This is a genomic window from Leisingera caerulea DSM 24564 (genome assembly GCF_000473325.1).
In the GTDB taxonomy this organism is placed as follows: domain Bacteria; phylum Pseudomonadota; class Alphaproteobacteria; order Rhodobacterales; family Rhodobacteraceae; genus Leisingera; species Leisingera caerulea.
This window is the reverse complement of the sequence record NZ_KI421513.1, coordinates 1637028-1653384: the sequence shown is the minus strand read 5'-3', so window position 1 is coordinate 1653384 and position 16357 is coordinate 1637028. Positions and strand designations below refer to the sequence as shown.

Sequence of the window (16357 nt, the reverse complement as noted above, 5' to 3'; positions counted from 1 at the left end):
GATGTCGGAATAAGTTACTCAGCGGCCTCGAGGGCTGCGGAGTAGTGCCGGTCGAGCAGGGCGTTGATCGCGTCCATGTCGACGTTTGCGCCCATATCATTCATCGCCTTGCCGAAGCGGTTGACGATGTCGGTGATGGCGGCAGGGGTGATCTGGTTCAGGATGCCGATGCGGACCTGGACCGGCTCCGACAGGGTCGGCCAGATGCCGAAACCGACGGCGCGGCAGTTGCCAACCAGTTCTTTTTCGCGCCCGGCCAGATCGCCGGGCAGGTTCAGAACCACCAGGCTGGTCATGTTGCTGGTCACGTCGCAGCCCATCGCGGTCACGGCATCGCGCAGCGCTTTCTCGTGGAAGGCATAGTCGCGGGCCTTCTGGGCACGGCCGTGCTGCAGGGTGATGCGCAGCGCCTCGTGGAAGGCGGCAACCGCATAGCCGGAATGAGTGCGGTGGTAGGTGCCGGCGGCAACGTCCTGACCGTCCACGATGCCCCAGTGGCGGGCTTCCAGGATCGGGTTGTGGACATAGGAATGGCAGCCGTTCTCACGCACGGTCTGAATATACTTGTCGGTGAAGGACACCGGCGCATAGGTCAGCGGCAGGCACAGCACGCCTTTCTGCGGGCAGGAGGCCCAGCCGGCAACGCCCGGGTAATCGTCGATCGAAAAGTCTTCGATGCCCAGCGAGGATACCGCGTCAATGAGGCCCATCACGCCATGCTTCACACAAGCGTCCGAGAAGCTCTTGAGGTCGTTGATGCGGCCCGAGCCGGTTTCCCAATGCGCCATGAAGGCCCACTTGGGTTTCTTCTCAGCCAGCACCTGCTCCACCAGTTTGCCGGAGACCGACTCGCCGTGCGGCACGTCAATCACGGTGACGGAGGCAGGCTGCGGGTTCATCGCATCGGCGGCCAGTTCCTCGCGGGTGGCGGCCTTCATCCGGATGGTCATTGCGTCGATGCCGGAGAAGGTGCCGTTCTGGAACGCAACCACGGTGTCGCCCGGCAGAATTGCGTTCAGCATGCAATCCAGCCCCGAGAAGCCGGTGCCGCCGACGCCGTAGGTGTAGGTGTTGGCAGTGCCCCACAGGTCACGCAGCATCTGCTTGCACTCGATCATGCCGCGCAGCACGTCCGCCTGCATGTGGTCGGCCAGGCCGGTGTTGGCAAACGCCTGCAGCACGCGGGGATCGGTATTGCCCGGGCCAGGGCCTGCGGCCAGAGTTTCCGGGATTTCCAGGCTGGGGAAGATCGTGGGTTCTGTCATCGGGTCAAACCTCTTTGGTGTCCGTTGCCGATGCGCCGGAGGTCACGGGCCTTCTTCACTTTGGGAAGGTTTGTTTCCTGACGGTCAACATCTGTTAACGCTAGGAAACCCTAGGTCGACAAAACCCGCAACATTCCTATATCCTGCTTTTGGGTATCTAAATGGATGGGGAAAATCCTACCCAAAGCGGTAAAAATACCGTTGCATACCGAAAATCTCCCTACCCATCCGGGTAGTTTTTCACAAAAGGGCACCAAATGGCACCTATAAGCGACAAAGTTTCCCCGATATCGGTCATGCTTGCTGACGCAAATCCGCTGGTGCTGTCGGCGATGTCCGAGATCTTCGATAAGGACCCGCGATTCTCGCTGGTCGCCACCTCCGCCACCGCCGAAGGCTTCCTCGGAACTGTGATGCGGGTGCCGGTTCAGGTCGGGATTATCGACTGGAACCTGCCCGCGCTCGGCGGCGCCAAGCTGATCGAGGTGCTGCGCGACCAGACCAATGCGCCGCGGCTGGTGGTCTATGCCGACGACAGCGGCGACGTGCCGCGCAAGGCGATGAGCGCCGGCGCGGCTGGCTTTGCGCCGCGTTCCAGCGCTGTCGACGGGCTTCTGGACACCTGCCTGGCCGTGGCTTCGGGCAAGATGGTTTTCCCCTTCCTCGACGTCCGCGGCCTGCAGACCGATCCGATTGAGCAGTTGTCGCGCCGCGAGCGCACGATGCTTGAGGCGCTGTCCAAGGGGCTCACCAACAAAGAGCTCAGCAAGGAGCTGGAGATTTCGACCAACACGGTGAAGTTCCACCTGTCGAACCTCTACGAAAAACTCTCGGTCAAGAACCGCGCCCAGGCGATTGCGTTCTACTACGCCAACCGCGCTGCCAAGGGCGATTTCAGCCTGGAGGAATAACCCCGCCCTGCCGCTTCGCGCCTCGCACGCGTGTGCGCATACGCGTGCGCCCGCGGGGGCGCGACGCGCGGGCGCGCATCCGCGCGAATGTATTTAAATGAAAACTTTTTTCTTGACAGGAAACCTTCTCATGGGGAATGCCTAGAGTGGAGAGGACGAAACCCCATTGCGAATGAGGAGCGCACCCATGTCGTTTCATACCATCGAACAGGCCCCTGGCCGCCTGAACCGCAGCGAGCTGGCAATCCCTGGCTCGCAGCCGCAAATGTTTGAAAAAGCAGCAAAATCAGATGTCGACGTGATCTTCCTGGATCTCGAAGACGCGGTTGCGCCGGACGAGAAGGACCAGGCCCGCAAGAATATCATCGAAGCCCTGAACGACATCGACTGGGGCAACAAATCCATGTCTGTGCGAATCAACGGGCTCGACACCCACTACATGTACCGCGACGTGGTCGATGTGGTTGAACAGGCAGGCGAACGGCTCGACCTGATCATGGTCCCCAAGGTGGGCACCGCGGCCGATGTTTACGCCGTCGACATGCTGGTCACCCAGATCGAAGACGCCAAGGGCCTGAAGAAGCGGATCGGCTTTGAGCACATCATCGAGACCGCGCTTGGCATGCAGAATGTGAGTGAAATTGCCGCAGCCTCCAAGCGCAATGAATCGCTGCATTTCGGGGTTGCCGACTATGCCGCATCGACCCGCGCCCGCACCACCATCATCGGCGGCGTGAACCCCGATTACTCGGTGCTGACCGACCCGGCCGGAGACGGCTCGCGCGATGTGCACTGGGGCGACATGTGGCACTATGCACTGGCCCGCATGGTGGTGGCCGCGCGCGCCAACGGCCTGCGCCCGATTGACGGCCCGTTCGGTGATTTCCAGGACAAGGAAGGCTACAAGGCCGCCGCCAAACGTGCCGCGGTTCTGGGCTGCGAAGGCAAATGGGCGATCCACCCCAGCCAGATCGAACTGGCCAACGAAGTGATGTCACCGTCGGACGCCGAAATCACCAAGGCGCACCGCATCCTGGAAGCCATGGCCGAAGCTGAAGCCGCCGGCAAAGGCGCGGTATCGCTGGATGGCCGCCTGATTGACTATGCCTCGATCCGCCAGGCAGAAGTGCTGGTGGAAAAGGCCAAGCAGATCGCCGGCAACTAAGCCGCCGTTCGGTTTCAACACCTTACGCCGTCCCGGCTTCGGCCGGGGCGGCTAAGCGCCGCTATGCCAGGGAGATGCGTATGACCGGATTGCTGACCACCGCCAAGGCCCTGTTTCAGGCCGCTGTCGACCGGGCAGACCCGGCCAAAGCCCTGCGCACCCAGTTGGCGTTCTCGCCGCTCTCCCCCCTGCCCGAAGGCGGCAGGAATGTGCTGCTGGCCGTCGGCAAAGCAGCCATCCCGATGATGCGCGAGGCGCTAACGCTGATCCCGGACGCTTCCCAGGCGCTGGTCATCACAAACTCTGAAAACTATTCGGAGATTCCCGGCGCCACGGTGCTCTGCGGCGCCCATCCGGTACCGGATGAGACCAGCGCCGCCGCCGGCCGGGCGGCCATTGAACTGGCGGTCTCTCTCGGTCCCAATGACCGGCTGATAGCCCTGATTTCAGGCGGCGGCTCCGCCCTGATGGTGGCCCCCGCCTCCGGCCTGACCCTGGCGGACAAGTCTTCGGTGAACAAGCTGCTGCTCGCCTCGGGCCTCGAAATCAACGAGATGAACCTGATCCGCCAGCAGCTGTCGGACATCAAAGGCGGCGGATTGCTGCGCCATGCCGCCCCGGCCCGGGTGCAGGCCTTCATCCTGTCGGACGTGATCGGCGACGACCTGCGCGCCATTGCCTCCGGCCCGACTGTGGCGCCCATCGGCACCCGTGCTCAGGCGCGGGAAATCCTGCAGCGCGCGGGCATTTGGGGCAGCATGCCTGAGGCCGTCAAATCCCATCTCAGCGCCGCTGAAGAACCTCAGGACACTCCGCCCTCAGCGACCAACACCCTGATCGGCTCCAACCGCCACAGCCTCAAGGCGATGATGGCCGCAGCGGCAGAGGACTGGACCTGCAAGCTGGTCTCACACCGCCTGGTCGGCAAAGTGGCCGAGGCCGCGGAAACCATTGTGGCCGCTGCGGAAACCGCTCCCAAGGACAAACCCGTTGCGCTGATCTTCGGCGGCGAGACCACGGTCCAGCTTACTGGCACCGGCCTTGGCGGCCGCAATCAGGAATTGGCCCTGCGTGTCGCCAAACTGGGGGCCGGGCGCCTCAGCGGCGACTGGCTGTTCCTCTCCGGCGGCACAGACGGGCGCGATGGCCCCACGGATGCAGCAGGCGGCATTGCCACCCCTGCCACCTGGGAGGCCATCAAGGCTTCCGGCCAGGACCCGGACGCATTACTCGCCAACAATGACAGCTACGCCGCCCTGAAATCCGCAGATGCGCTTCTGATGACCGGCGGCACCGGCACCAACGTGGCAGATGTGCAGGTCTTCCTCAGAAGGCCCGGCTGAGCCCGGCCTCCTCCCGCTTTTCATCTTCCACCAAATACTCCCGCCGGAGGCTCCCGCCGCTGCGTCAGGCGCAGCGGTTAAGCTGAAGCGCGCTTCTCGCCCCACTCGGCCAGATCGTTCACCAGCATCAACGCCACCCGCCGGAACACCTGGCGCAGCCGCTCCACATGCGGCCCTTCCAGCTTCAGCTCCGCCAGCGCCTGATCCATGCATTTCAGCCAGTTCTCGGCGTCTTCCGCGGTGATCGGAACATGGGCGTGCATCAGCTTCACGTCCATATGCCCGTGCTTTTCTTCGTAGTAACGCCGCCCGCCCATGAAACCGGACAGGAAGTTGAACTGCTCAATCCGGGCATGATCCATGCCATGCCCCCGCTTGTGCAGCTTGACGATCTGCGCGCCAGCCTCGGATTCCTCGACGATGTCGTAGAACCGTTCAACCAGTGCGCGCAGCACGTCTTCGCCGCCGATCTGCTCTATCAGCTTTTGAACCATTGAACCTCCCAGCCCCAGAGCGGCCGGCCTCAGGATTGAGGCCGGGTCTTTTTGGGGTCGTAATGCGCAAAGGGTACGATCTTGGCAGGCAGGCGTTTTTGATGCCCGTCAAGCTTTCCGATTTCGACTTCGGTCCCGACCTCGGAACAGGACACATCCACCCGCGCCAGGGCGATGTTCTTGCCCAAGAGCGGCGAGCGCATCGAAGACGTTACCTCGCCGATCTGCGCCCGGCCGATGTGGACGCAGTCGCCATGGCCAACATCAATTGCCGAGTCGATATCCAGTCCCACCAGCTTGCGCGCTGGCGTCGTCTTGCGCCGGATCAGCGCGTCGCGGCCGATGAAATCATCTTCCTTCGACTTCAGCGGAACGGTGAAGCCGATGCCCGCCTCAAACGGGTCGGTCTGATCGCTGAAATCATAGCCCGCAAAGATCAGCCCGGCCTCGATCCGCACCATATCCAGCGCCTCCAGCCCCATCGGACGGATGCCATGGTCCTGCCCGGCCTCCCAGACTGCGTCGAAAACCTCGCTGGCATGTTTCGGATGGCAGAAGATCTCATACCCCAGTTCGCCGGTATAACCGGTCCGGGACACAACCACCGGCACACCATGCTCACCGCCGATCCGCGCAGGCGTAAAGCGGAACCAGCCCAGCTCCTCCAGTTCGGGATTATGCGGCATGGTCCAGATGATCTTCTTCAGCAGATCCCGGCTCTCCGGCCCCTGCACCGCGATATTGTGCTGCATGTCGGTCGAGGACCGGATCAGCACGTTCAGCCCCAGCTTTTCCGCCTGCTCGCGGATCCATTCCCCGCCGTAGTCCGAGCCGCCGATCCAGCGGAAGTTGTCCTTGCCCAAGCGGAACACGGTGCCGTCGTCGATCATGCCGCCATGCGGATAGCACATTGCGGTATAGACCACCTGCCCAACCGCCAGCTTCTTGATGTTGCGGGTAAAGATATACTGGCACAGCGCCTCGGCGTCAGGTCCGGTGATCTCGAACTTGCGCAGGGGCGTCAGGTCCAGCAGCACGCATTTCTCGCGGCAGGCCCAATATTCCTCCAGCGGCCCGGATTCGGCATAGCAGTTGGCCAGCCAGTAGCCGTTGTACTCCACGAAATTGCGGGTCATCTTGCTGAGGCGGTCGTGAAAACCGGTTTCCTTGGTCATCTTGGGCTCCGATTCAGGGGTCGCGCGGAACGCAATCGCCCGCTTGAAACTCTCTTGGCCGCTGTAGGTGCGGACGTGAATGTCGGTGGGGTTCCAGCCGTTGGCAGCGCTGGTGTCATCCGGGCAGGCAGAGCTGACACAGACCAGATCGGTCAGCGCCCGCAGCAGCACATAGTCGCCGGGCCGCGTCCAGGGCTCATCGGCATACATCACGCCATGCTCGTCCAGCCCGGTGTTGAAGAAGAAGTTGATCGCCATCCAGCCAGCGCGTGGCGTCACACCGTGCTGGGCCAGCGTCGCGTTGAAGTTATCCGAGCAATTCACATGGCCGGGATAGCCGATATCGTCGTAGTACTTCGCCGCGCAGGCCAGGGCAAAGGCGTCATGCCGCCCGACGGTGTCCTGCACCACCTCGACCAGCGGCAGCATATCCTGATCATAGTATTTCGCATGCAGCCCCGGCATCGGATAGGCATGGCCCATCAGCGTCCGGGTCGTGGTCACGTCCAGCGCGTGTTCAATCCCCTTGTCCAGCTTGCGGGCGGCAAAACACTGAAAGTCGGTGCACTGACGGCCGTCCACGTCGATGATCTGGATATAGTCGCCGGCTTTCACGAAATAGCTCTCCGCGGTGGCGCTGTGCACCCGCACCTCATTCACCGGCTCCGCCAGCGGGTCGGGCAATTCAAACCGCGCCACCTGCTTGATCACCGCGCGCTTGACCATGACGGTCAGCGGCGTCGCCGTGTCCTGGCGCTCAAAATCCATGATCCCGCCAGGGGCCGCGATGATCACCACCCCGTCACGCTGCGCGGTAAAGCTATCTTCCGTCTTGGCTGGCGTTGTGCTGTCAAAGAACCTGAGCGCGCCGCCCTGTGCCAGGTCGATGCCGCGCGCCTCCATCCCCATGCGCAAACCGCGCAAGGACTGATCGGAGGAGGTGAGCAGTGCCTTCAGCCCGCTGGCATCGCTATTGGGCGCCGCACCAATAATCCCGGCGTCAATGCGGCCATTGTCCTCCGCCGCAACAACCTCGCAAGGCTGCCCGCCCTCATCATTGGTCACAGTCACCCGGTCGCCTGTTTCCAGGCGGATCAGGATCGCACCGCAGCCCTCGACCACGTATCGCTCCACTCCTTTCGGCAGCGTAAACACCGACGGCTGGTACAGTCCAGAGGGCTTCGGCGGCCCTTTGACAACCTCAGGGAAGCTCATGTCATTCATCGCGCATCTCCTGTCGAACTCCGGCCAAAAATTGCACTTCCGGAATATTTATTTATTGAAAAGAATATTGCCTTCCGCCACTCTAATCAACAAACATGTTGATTTTCTGCGGAAAAACGGCAAATGCCCGGGATGCGGCATTTTCCTGGGGGTGAATGCCGCAAACGAAAGGATAACCGCCATGCACTCGCTGCTCCTTGGCCTCGCGGCGGCCCTTGCCTGGGGGATCCACGACCTTTGCGTGCGGTTTGTGTCGCAGCGGACCGGCATTCTTCCGGCCATGCTGACGGTCTTTGCCAGCGGGGCGATTCTGGTGGCCGCCGCCGCGTTTGCCTTTGGCGACTGGCAAGCGATGAGCTTGCCGGCGGCCCGGCTGGCAGGGCTGTCGGGAGCGATCTTTGCCCTGGCCTCCTACGCGCTTTACCGGGCCTTTGCGCTGGGACCGGTCAAGCTGGTGGCGCCGCTGATTGGCGCCTACCCGGTGCTGTCGCTGGGCATGGCGATGCTGCAAGGACAGCCGGTTGGGCCTGGCCACTGGCTGGCGGTGGCCGTGGTGGCTGGCGGCATCGGGTGCATCGCGGTCTTCTCCACCCAGGAGGACGGCAGCCCGGCGACCCTGCAGGCGGCGGCCTGGGGGCTGGCAGGGGCCATCGGCTTTGCCCTGACATTTGCAGCGGGCCAGGCCGCGACCCAAGCCGGGGCCGAGCTGCCAGTGCTGATCGTCACCCGCCTGGCGGCGATCCTGATCCTGCTCGGCCTCGCGCTTCTGGCGCGGGTGGTCCAGCTGCCAGGCCGCCAGGTTCTGCCGCTTTTGTGCCTGATGGGCGCGCTGGATGCTGTTGCCCTTGGCTTGGTGATCTACTCCGGCACCCTGCCCCGCCCGGAGTTCGCCTCGATCAGCGCGTCTCTGTTCGGCCTGGTTACCGTGGTTCTGGCCTGGCTTGTGCTGCGCGAAAGTATGAACCGCGCACAGTGGATCAGCGTTGCCGTCACTTTTGGCGGCATTGCTTACCTGGGCTTCTAACCCCCGACTTTTCATCTTTCCAAACAAATACTCCCGCCGGAGGCGTCCGGCGGGAGTATTTGCTTGAACCTCAGCGTTCTGCGCTTACGCGGTCAGGCCTTCCGGCTCGGCCAGGTTGTTGGCGCGGCAGGCGGCGGTCACCGTGTTGGCCAGCAGGCAGGCGATGGTCATCGGGCCGACACCGCCCGGCACCGGGGTGATGGCGCCCGCGCGCTCAGCCGCAGAGGCATAGTCCACATCGCCCACCAGGCGGGTCTTACCCTCGCCCTTCTCCGGCGCGTCAATGCGGTTGATGCCAACGTCGATCACGGTGGCGCCTTCCTTGATCCAGTCGCCCGGCACCATCTCCGGACGGCCCACGGCCGCCACCACGATGTCGGCGCGGCGCACCACATCCGGCAGATCCTTGGTGCGGCTGTGCGCAATCGTCACGGTGCAGCTGTCGCCCAGCAGCAATTGCGCCATCGGCTTGCCGACAATGTTGGAGCGGCCGATCACCACCGCGTCCAGGCCCGACAGCGAGCCGTGGTGCTCGCGCAGCATCATCAGGCAGCCCAAGGGCGTGCAGGGCACCATCGACTTCTGGCCGGTGCCCAGCAGGCCGACGTTGGAGATGTGGAAGCCGTCCACATCCTTCTCCGGCGCGATCGAGTTGATCACCAGATCCTCGTCCAGATGCCCCGGCAGCGGCAGCTGCACCAGGATGCCATGCACCTTCGGGTCGCTGTTCAGCTGATCGATCAGCGCCAGCAGATCGGCCTCGGAGGTGCCCGCGTCCAGCTTGTGCTCGAACGAGTTCATGCCCACCTCAACGGTGCTCTTGCCCTTGGAGCGGACATAGACCTGAGAGGCCGGGTCCTCGCCCACCAGCACCACCGCCAGCCCGGGGGTGATGCCATGCTCCTCTTTCAGCCGCGCCACATGCTCCGCCACCTGGCCGCGCACCTTGGCCGCAAAGGCCTTGCCGTCAATCACTGTTGCTGCCATTGCTCTCTTCCTTTCCGCCGGGGGCGCCGCCCCGGATCCGGTCCCGTCATCTCAAAGCTTCAGCGGCCCGGGTGTCCCCGGGCCGCTGCATTCCGTTTGCGGTGCCTTAGAACAGGCCTTCGATCTGGCCGTCATCGTTCAGGCAGATGGTTTCCGCCGCCGGTTTGCGCGGCAGCCCCGGCATTGTCATGATCTCGCCGCAGACCGCAACGATGAAGCCGGCACCGGCCGACAGGCGCACTTCGCGCACCGGCACCGAGTGGCCCACCGGCGCCCCGCGCAAGCTCGGGTCGGTCGAGAAGGAGTACTGGGTCTTGGCCATGCAGACCGGCAGGTTGCCGTAGCCCGCTTCTTCCCATTCCTTCAGCTGGTTGCGGATCTTGTTGTCCGCCAGCACCTCGTCGGCGCGGTAGATGCGCTTGGCGATGGTCTCGATCTTCTCGAACAGCGGCATCTCGTCGGGGTAGATCGGCGAGAAGTTGGCAGAGCCTGCATCGACGATCTCAACCACTTTCTCCGCCAGCGGCGCAGAGCCCTCGGAGCCCAGCTCCCAGTGGCGCGACAGCACCGCCTCGACGCCGTGGGTGGCGCAGTAGGCTTTGACGGCGTCAACTTCGGCATCGGTGTCGGTCACGAAGTGGTTGATCGCAACCACCACCGGCACGCCGAAGGATTTGACGTTCTCGATGTGGCGGCCGAGGTTGGCGCAGCCCTTGTTGACCGCATCGACGTTCTCGGCGCCCAGATCCGCCTTGGCAACGCCGCCGTTCATCTTCATCGCGCGCACGGTGGCCACCAGCACCACCGCCGACGGCGCGATGCCTGCCTTGCGGCACTTGATGTTCATGAACTTCTCGGCGCCCAGGTCCGCGCCGAAGCCCGCCTCGGTCACCACATAGTCAGCCACTTTCAGCGCGGTCTTGGTGGCAATGACCGAGTTGCAGCCGTGCGCGATGTTGGCAAACGGGCCGCCGTGCACAAACGCCGGGTTGTTTTCCAGGGTCTGCACCAGGTTCGGCTGCATCGCGTCTTTCAGCAGCACGGTCATCGCGCCTTCGGCCTTGATGTCGCGGCAGTAGACCGGGGTCTTGTCGCGGCGGTAGGCCACGATGATGTCGCCCAGGCGCTTCTCCAGGTCCTTCAGATCGTTGGCCAGGCACAGGATCGCCATCACTTCCGACGCCACGGTGATGTCAAAGCCCGCTTCGCGCGGGAAGCCGTTGGAGACGCCGCCGAGGGAGGCGGTGATCTGGCGCAGGGCGCGGTCGTTCATGTCGACCACCCGGCGCCATGCGACGCGGCGCACGTCGATCTCGCACTCGTTGCCCCAGTAGATGTGGTTGTCGATCATCGCGCTGAGCAGCGAATGCGCCGAGGTGATGGCGTGGAAGTCGCCGGTGAAGTGGAGGTTCATCTCCTCCATCGGCACCACTTGCGCGTAACCGCCGCCTGCAGCGCCGCCCTTCATGCCGAAGTTCGGGCCGAGCGAGGCTTCGCGGATGCAGATCATCGCGTTCTTGCCGATCCGGTTCAGCCCGTCGCCCAGGCCCACGGTGGTGGTGGTCTTGCCTTCGCCCGCCGGTGTCGGGTTGATCGCGGTCACCAGGATCAGCTTGCCGTCTTCCTTGTCCTGCACCGAGTTGATGAAGGACTGCGACACTTTCGCCTTGTCGTGGCCGTAGGGCAGAAGATCGTCATTGGAAATCCCGATCTTCGCACCAATCTCCTGGATCGGCTTCTTCTGCGCTTCCCGCGCGATCTCAATGTCACTCTTGTAGCTCATGGCCATCTCCCTGCTGCCATCCGTTCCGGTTCACGCCCCGCGGCAGAAGTTGATTGCGAGGCAAGATATATTCCTATTACTCAATTTATTTTCCTGGGCGTCAACACCTTCCTGAACCGTTTCCCCTGAAAAACAGGAGGTTTCCGGCGGATCTGCCGCCCATCGGAAACAGGCGGAATTTCACCCAGGGTGAAGGCGGCGCATATGCGGCAGGCGCTGCCGCAAATAAAAAGGGCCCGGGCAATGCCCGGGCCGCAGAGGTCCGGCCCGAAGGCCGGACCGGGGAATCAGATGTCGAGCGTGTTGTCTTTCTCCCAGCGGGAGAAGTGATTGACGAAGGAGTTCCACTCCTGCTCTTTCATCTTCAGGTAAGCGGCTGAGAACTCCTCGCCCATCATCGCCTTCAGGCCGTCGTCCTTGTCGTAGAAGCGCAGCGCATCCAGCATGTTGAGCGGCAGCTTCGGCGCGTCGGTGATGGTGTGGCCTTCGGCGTACATGTCGATGTCGTGGCGCGGGCCGGGGTCGGCCTTGGAGCGGATGCCGGAAAGCCCGGCGGCGATAATCACCGCCTGCAGCAGGTAGGGGTTCACGGCCCCGTCCGGCAGACGCAGCTCGAACCGGCCGGGGCCGGGCACGCGCACCATGTGGGTGCGATTGTTGCCGGTCCAGGTGACCGTGTTCGGCGCCCAGGTGGCCCCGGACATGGTGCGCGGCGCGTTGATCCGCTTGTAGGAATTCACCGTCGGGTTGGTGATCGCCGCCAGCGCCGAGGCGTGTTTCATGATGCCGCCCAGGAACCAGCCGCCCTGTTCCGACAGGCCCAGTTCGGCAATCTGGCCCTCTCCCTTTTCGGCGGCAAAGACATTGGTGCGGGCATCCTTGCCCGGCGCATCCCAGACCGAGATATGGGCATGGCAGCCGTTGCCGGTAAGACCCTCGACCGGTTTCGGCATGAAGGTCGCGCGGTAGCCGTGCCTCTCTGCCACCGACTTAGTCATGAACTTGAAAAAGCTGTGCTTGTCGGCGGTCGACAGTGCGTCGTCGAACTCCCAGTTCATCTCGAACTGTCCGTTGGCGTCCTCATGGTCGTTCTGGTAGGGGCCCCAGCCCAATTCCAGCATGTAGTCGCAAATCTCGCGCACCACGTCATAGCGGCGCATCACCGCCTGCTGGTCGTAGCAGGGTTTTTCAGCTGTATCGAAGGGGTCGGAGATCTCCTCCCCGTCCGGCGTCAGCAGAAAGAATTCGGCCTCGATGCCGGTCTTCACGTGCAGACCCTCGTCCGCGGCCTCTTTGATCAGGCGGCGCAGCACGTTGCGCGGCGCCTGGGCCACGTCTTCGCCTTCCATCACGCAGTCCGCCGCCACCCAGGCGACCTCCGGCTTCCACGGCAGCTGGATTACCGAGGACGGATCCGGCACCGCCAGCATGTCCGGATGTGCGGGCGTCAGGTCAAGCCAGGTGGCAAAACCGGCAAAGCCGGCCCCGTCTTCCTGCATGTCCGCGATCGCCTGCGCCGGCACCAGTTTGGCGCGCTGGCCACCGAACAAGTCGGTGAAGGAGATCATGAAGTATTTGACGCCTTTTTCTTGTGCGAAAGCAGCCAGATCTGTCGTCATGGTCCTACTTCCTTTCCCTGTTGAACGTATTTCAGAAATGGGGCGCGGACTATTGCCAGCCGCGCCCCGCCAATCATCAGAACCCTGCTTTGCCCGGGTACCAGTCGGTGCCCGCCAGCGGCACCCGCGCCATCGCGGCCGCCTCCATGGTCAGGGCGCACAGATCCTCGGGCTCGAGGTTGTGCAGATGGTTGTGGCCGCAGGCGCGGGCGATGGTCTGGGCTTCCAGCGTCATCACCTTGAGGTAGTTGCGCAGGCGGCGGCCCGCATCGACCGGATCCAGGCGTTTCATCAGCTCCGGGTCCTGGGTGGTTATGCCGGCCGGGTCGCGGCCCTCGTGCCAGTCGTCATAGGCGCCGGTGGTGGTGCCCAGCTTCTGGTACTCATTCTCCCACTTCGGGTCGTTGTCGCCCAGCGCGACCAGCGCCGCGGTGCCGATGGCCACCGCGTCCGCGCCCAGAGCCATCGCCTTGGCCACGTCCGCGCCGGTGCGAATGCCGCCGGAAACCACCAGCTGCACCTCGCGGTGCACGCCCAGATCCTGCAGCGCCTGCACGGCAGGGCGGATGCAGGCCAGCGTCGGCAGGCCGACGTGTTCGATGAACACGTCCTGGGTGGCGGCTGTGCCGCCCTGCATGCCGTCCAGCACCACAACGTCAGCGCCCGCCTTCACCGCCAGCGCGGTGTCATAATAGGGGCGTGTGCCGCCGACCTTGATGTAGATCGGCACCTGCCAATCAGTGATTTCGCGCAGCTCCAGGATCTTGATTTCCAAATCATCCGGGCCGGTCCAGTCCGGGTGGCGGCAGGCGGAACGCTGGTCGATGCCCTTGGGAAGGGTGCGCATTTCCGCAACCCGGTCGGAGATCTTCTGCCCCAGCAGCATGCCGCCGCCGCCGGGCTTGGCGCCCTGGCCGACCACGACCTCAATCGCGTCCGCCTTGCGCAGATCGTCCGGGTTCATGCCGTAACGGGACGGCAGATACTGATAGACCAGCTTGGAGGAATGACCGCGCTCCTCAGGGGTCATGCCGCCGTCGCCGGTGGTTGTCGACGTGCCCGCAGCGGATGCGCCGCGGCCCAGGGCCTCCTTGGCGGGCCCGGACAGCGCGCCAAAGCTCATGCCGGCGATGGTGATCGGGATATCCAGCTCAATCGGCTTCTTGGCAAAGCGGGTGCCCAGCGTCACCTTTGTTTCGCATTTCTCCCGGTAGCCCTCCAGCGGATAGCGCGAGATCGAAGCGCCAAGGAACAGCAGGTCATCGAAATGCGGCACCTTGCGCTTGGCGCCGCCGCCGCGGATGTCATAGATCCCGGTGGCCGCCGCGCGGCGGATCTCCGCGTTGATCGGGTTGGAGAAAGTCGCCGACTGGATCGGGACCGTACGGGGGATGTTATTGCTATCCATGTTTTTTGATCCCTGTCCTTAGTACGCTTGCGCGTTGTCGACGTCGAAGTTGTAGAGCTGCCGGGCGGAGCCGTAGCGCTTGAACTCCTCCGGCTTGGCATCCGCACCGGCGCGGGCCAGCAGATCCTTGAGGATCTCAATATGTTCCGGGCGCATTTCCTTCTCGACACAGTCGGCGCCAAGGCTCTTGACTTTGCCGCGCACAAAGAACCGCGCCTCATAGCAGCTGTCGCCCAGCGCATCGCCGGCGTCGCCCAGCACCACCAGGTTGCCCGCCTGCGCCATAAAGGCGCACATGTGGCCGATGTTGCCGTGCACGACGATGTCGATGCCCTTCATCGAGATGCCGCAGCGCGACGACGCATTGCCCTTGATCACCAAGAGGCCGCCATGACCGGTGGCGCCGGCATACTGGCTGGCGTCGCCTTCGACGATCACGGTGCCGGACATCATGTTTTCCGCCACACCGGGGCCTACAGAGCCCTCCACCTTGACGGTCGCCTGCTGGTTCATGCCGGCGCAATAGTACCCGGTGGAGCCCTTGACGGTGACTTCAATGGGCGAGTTCAGGCCCACGGCAATCGCATGGCTGCCCTTGGGGTTAACGATTTCCCAAGCAGTCTTGTTGGAGCTGCCATTGAGTTCCTGCAGGGCCGAATTCAGACCGCGCAGGCCATTTGCTTCAAGATCATATGTCTGCATCTTAGTGGTTCCAGAAGTAAACGGTTGCGGGTTCGGGCTCCCAAACGCGGGCGTCTTCGATGCCCGGCAGGTTCACCAGCGCGCGGTATTCGGACCCGAACGCCACATACTGGTCGGTCTCCGCCATCACGGCCGGCTTGCAGGCGATCGGGTCGCGGACCACGCCAAAGCCGTCCTTGGTGCCGACCACAAAGGTGAAGAAACCGTCCAGATCCTCCAGGCTGCCTTCCAGCGCCTCGCCCAGGGATGCGCCGTTCTGCATCTTCCAGGTCAGATAGGCCGCGCCCACTTCGGTATCGTTCTGGCTTTCGATCCGCACGCCTTCGCGGCGCAACTTACGGCGCAGCGCGTTGTGGTTGGACAGCGAGCCGTTGTGCACCAGGCACTGGTCGGAGCCAGTGGAGAACGGGTGCGCACCCTCAGTCGTCACGGCGGATTCAGTGGCCATGCGGGTGTGGCCGATGCCGTGGCTGCCGCTCATGCCGCGCACGTCGAAACGCTCGGCAACCTTCTCAGGCAGACCCACCTCCTTGTAGATCTCGATGGTGTCGCCTGCGCTCATGACACGCATGCCGGGGCGCAGCTCGGCCAGCGCGCTGCGGGCCTCCTCTTCCTTGCCCGCGGGCAATTCGAGAACCGCATGAGTGTCGATCACACGGATCGACACATCGGCGCTCAGCGCTTCGGCCAGCGCGCCATCCAGGCCGTCAAAGGCCTCCTCCGGCGTGTCGGACTGAACGGTGAGCTTGGCCCGGCCATCCGCATCCGCGCCATAGATCGCAATGCCCGCGCTGTCCGGACCGCGGTCCGTCATGGTGATGAGCATATCGGTGAGCATATCGCCCAGTTTCGGCTCAAGTGATTTGTCTTTCAGAAAAAGACCGACAATCCCGCACATGGGTGTGCCTCCTGCTTTTCATCTCGAATCAAGGCTAGCAGTTTGCGATCTGCCGTTCAACTCTTATGAAACTTATTTTCCTATGAAGGAAAGAAAAGGCGCGCCAGATGGCGCGCCCCTGATCTGGGAAGCTCAGTACTTCTCAAGCAGATTGTGGATTTTCTCCGTGTCTCCCATCCGCTTGGCCTTCTCCAGATGTTCGCCCTCCCGGACAAACTGGATCCGGTGCCAGGCGATCCAGAAGACCACCCCAAGGACCACCATCAGCCCCTCTGACCCCTGGAACGGATAGACCGCCCCAACCTCTGCCAGATCCACCGCCCAGCTGTCGTAACCGATCGTAGACATTTCAATTCTCC

At 63.4% G+C, this 16357-nt stretch carries 14 protein-coding genes; 4 read left to right on the top strand and 10 right to left on the bottom strand.

Annotation, left to right across the window (positions count from 1 at the left end):
• Positions 1–14: 14 nt before the first annotated feature.
• Positions 15–1265, bottom strand: coding sequence for an aminotransferase class V-fold PLP-dependent enzyme (locus tag CAER_RS0115350; protein ID WP_027236205.1), 1251 nt, complete (start codon positions 1263–1265; stop codon positions 15–17).
• A 296-nt stretch (positions 1266–1561) separates the two neighbouring features.
• On the opposite strand from CAER_RS0115350, the gene CAER_RS0115345 reads away from it, so the two are divergent.
• The 3 genes from CAER_RS0115345 (at position 1562) to CAER_RS0115335 (ending at position 4684) form a co-directional block, all read left to right on the top strand.
• Positions 1562–2176: a response regulator transcription factor gene (locus tag CAER_RS0115345; protein ID WP_036797335.1), complete on the top strand. Its 615-nt coding sequence runs from the start codon at positions 1562–1564 to the stop codon at positions 2174–2176.
• 187 nt (positions 2177–2363) lie between these two features.
• A complete protein-coding gene (locus CAER_RS0115340) occupies positions 2364–3341 on the top strand; it encodes an HpcH/HpaI aldolase/citrate lyase family protein (RefSeq protein ID WP_027236203.1) in 978 nt (325 codons plus the stop codon).
• An 80-nt stretch (positions 3342–3421) separates the two neighbouring features.
• Positions 3422–4684 carry a glycerate kinase type-2 family protein gene (locus CAER_RS0115335; protein ID WP_027236202.1) on the top strand — a complete coding sequence of 421 codons (1263 nt, stop codon included), beginning with the start codon at positions 3422–3424 and terminating at the stop codon, positions 4682–4684.
• 77 nt (positions 4685–4761) lie between these two features.
• On the opposite strand, the gene CAER_RS0115330 is transcribed toward CAER_RS0115335, so the two are convergent.
• The gene (locus tag CAER_RS0115330; RefSeq protein ID WP_027236201.1) at positions 4762–5178 is read right to left on the bottom strand and encodes a group II truncated hemoglobin; all 417 of its coding nucleotides are present in this window, start codon (positions 5176–5178) and stop codon (positions 4762–4764) included.
• 29 nt (positions 5179–5207) lie between these two features.
• Positions 5208–7577, bottom strand: a complete 2370-nt coding sequence (tdm, locus tag CAER_RS0115325) for a trimethylamine-oxide aldolase Tdm (RefSeq protein WP_027236200.1) — start codon at positions 7575–7577, stop codon at positions 5208–5210.
• 181 nt (positions 7578–7758) lie between these two features.
• Here tdm and CAER_RS0115320 point away from each other — a divergent pair, with 181 nt between their 5' ends.
• Positions 7759–8601 carry a DMT family transporter gene (locus tag CAER_RS0115320; RefSeq protein ID WP_027236199.1) on the top strand — a complete coding sequence of 281 codons (843 nt, stop codon included), beginning with the start codon at positions 7759–7761 and terminating at the stop codon, positions 8599–8601.
• 84 nt (positions 8602–8685) lie between these two features.
• Here the strand turns inward: CAER_RS0115320 and folD are convergent, their stop codons facing one another.
• The 7 genes from folD to CAER_RS0115285 form a co-directional block, all read right to left on the bottom strand.
• The gene (folD, locus tag CAER_RS0115315; protein ID WP_027236198.1) at positions 8686–9588 is read right to left on the bottom strand and encodes a bifunctional methylenetetrahydrofolate dehydrogenase/methenyltetrahydrofolate cyclohydrolase FolD; all 903 of its coding nucleotides are present in this window, start codon (positions 9586–9588) and stop codon (positions 8686–8688) included.
• Positions 9589–9694: 106 nt separating this feature from the next.
• A complete protein-coding gene (locus tag CAER_RS0115310; RefSeq protein WP_027236197.1) occupies positions 9695–11371 on the bottom strand; it encodes a formate--tetrahydrofolate ligase in 1677 nt (558 codons plus the stop codon).
• A 287-nt stretch (positions 11372–11658) separates the two neighbouring features.
• Positions 11659–12990, bottom strand: coding sequence for a type III glutamate--ammonia ligase (glnT, locus tag CAER_RS0115305; protein WP_027236196.1), 1332 nt, complete (start codon positions 12988–12990; stop codon positions 11659–11661).
• Positions 12991–13066: 76 nt separating this feature from the next.
• Positions 13067–14398: an FMN-binding glutamate synthase family protein gene (locus tag CAER_RS0115300; protein WP_027236195.1), complete on the bottom strand. Its 1332-nt coding sequence runs from the start codon at positions 14396–14398 to the stop codon at positions 13067–13069.
• Positions 14399–14416: 18 nt separating this feature from the next.
• Positions 14417–15100: a GltB/FmdC/FwdC-like GXGXG domain-containing protein gene (locus tag CAER_RS0115295; protein ID WP_027236194.1), complete on the bottom strand. Its 684-nt coding sequence runs from the start codon at positions 15098–15100 to the stop codon at positions 14417–14419.
• A gap of 1 nt (position 15101) precedes the next feature.
• Positions 15102–15998, bottom strand: coding sequence for a class II glutamine amidotransferase (locus CAER_RS0115290; protein WP_027236193.1), 897 nt, complete (start codon positions 15996–15998; stop codon positions 15102–15104).
• 132 nt (positions 15999–16130) lie between these two features.
• Complete coding sequence (locus CAER_RS0115285; RefSeq protein WP_027236192.1) at positions 16131–16346, bottom strand: hypothetical protein; 216 nt, start codon at positions 16344–16346, stop codon at positions 16131–16133.
• Positions 16347–16357 lie beyond the last annotated feature (11 nt).

Coding starts and splice junctions, on each gene's coding strand:
- tdm (WP_027236200.1), bottom strand. CDS start 7,577: ATGAATGACATGAGCTTCCCTGAGGTTGTCAAAGGGCCGCCGAAGCCC.
- CAER_RS0115290 (WP_027236193.1), bottom strand. CDS start 15,998: ATGTGCGGGATTGTCGGTCTTTTTCTGAAAGACAAATCACTTGAGCCG.
- CAER_RS0115340 (WP_027236203.1), top strand. CDS start 2,364: ATGTCGTTTCATACCATCGAACAGGCCCCTGGCCGCCTGAACCGCAGC.
- CAER_RS0115350 (WP_027236205.1), bottom strand. CDS start 1,265: ATGACAGAACCCACGATCTTCCCCAGCCTGGAAATCCCGGAAACTCTG.
- CAER_RS0115330 (WP_027236201.1), bottom strand. CDS start 5,178: ATGGTTCAAAAGCTGATAGAGCAGATCGGCGGCGAAGACGTGCTGCGC.
- CAER_RS0115310 (WP_027236197.1), bottom strand. CDS start 11,371: ATGAGCTACAAGAGTGACATTGAGATCGCGCGGGAAGCGCAGAAGAAG.
- folD (WP_027236198.1), bottom strand. CDS start 9,588: ATGGCAGCAACAGTGATTGACGGCAAGGCCTTTGCGGCCAAGGTGCGC.
- CAER_RS0115285 (WP_027236192.1), bottom strand. CDS start 16,346: ATGTCTACGATCGGTTACGACAGCTGGGCGGTGGATCTGGCAGAGGTT.
- CAER_RS0115300 (WP_027236195.1), bottom strand. CDS start 14,398: ATGGATAGCAATAACATCCCCCGTACGGTCCCGATCCAGTCGGCGACT.
- CAER_RS0115295 (WP_027236194.1), bottom strand. CDS start 15,100: ATGCAGACATATGATCTTGAAGCAAATGGCCTGCGCGGTCTGAATTCG.
- CAER_RS0115345 (WP_036797335.1), top strand. CDS start 1,562: ATGCTTGCTGACGCAAATCCGCTGGTGCTGTCGGCGATGTCCGAGATC.
- CAER_RS0115320 (WP_027236199.1), top strand. CDS start 7,759: ATGCACTCGCTGCTCCTTGGCCTCGCGGCGGCCCTTGCCTGGGGGATC.
- CAER_RS0115335 (WP_027236202.1), top strand. CDS start 3,422: ATGACCGGATTGCTGACCACCGCCAAGGCCCTGTTTCAGGCCGCTGTC.
- glnT (WP_027236196.1), bottom strand. CDS start 12,990: ATGACGACAGATCTGGCTGCTTTCGCACAAGAAAAAGGCGTCAAATAC.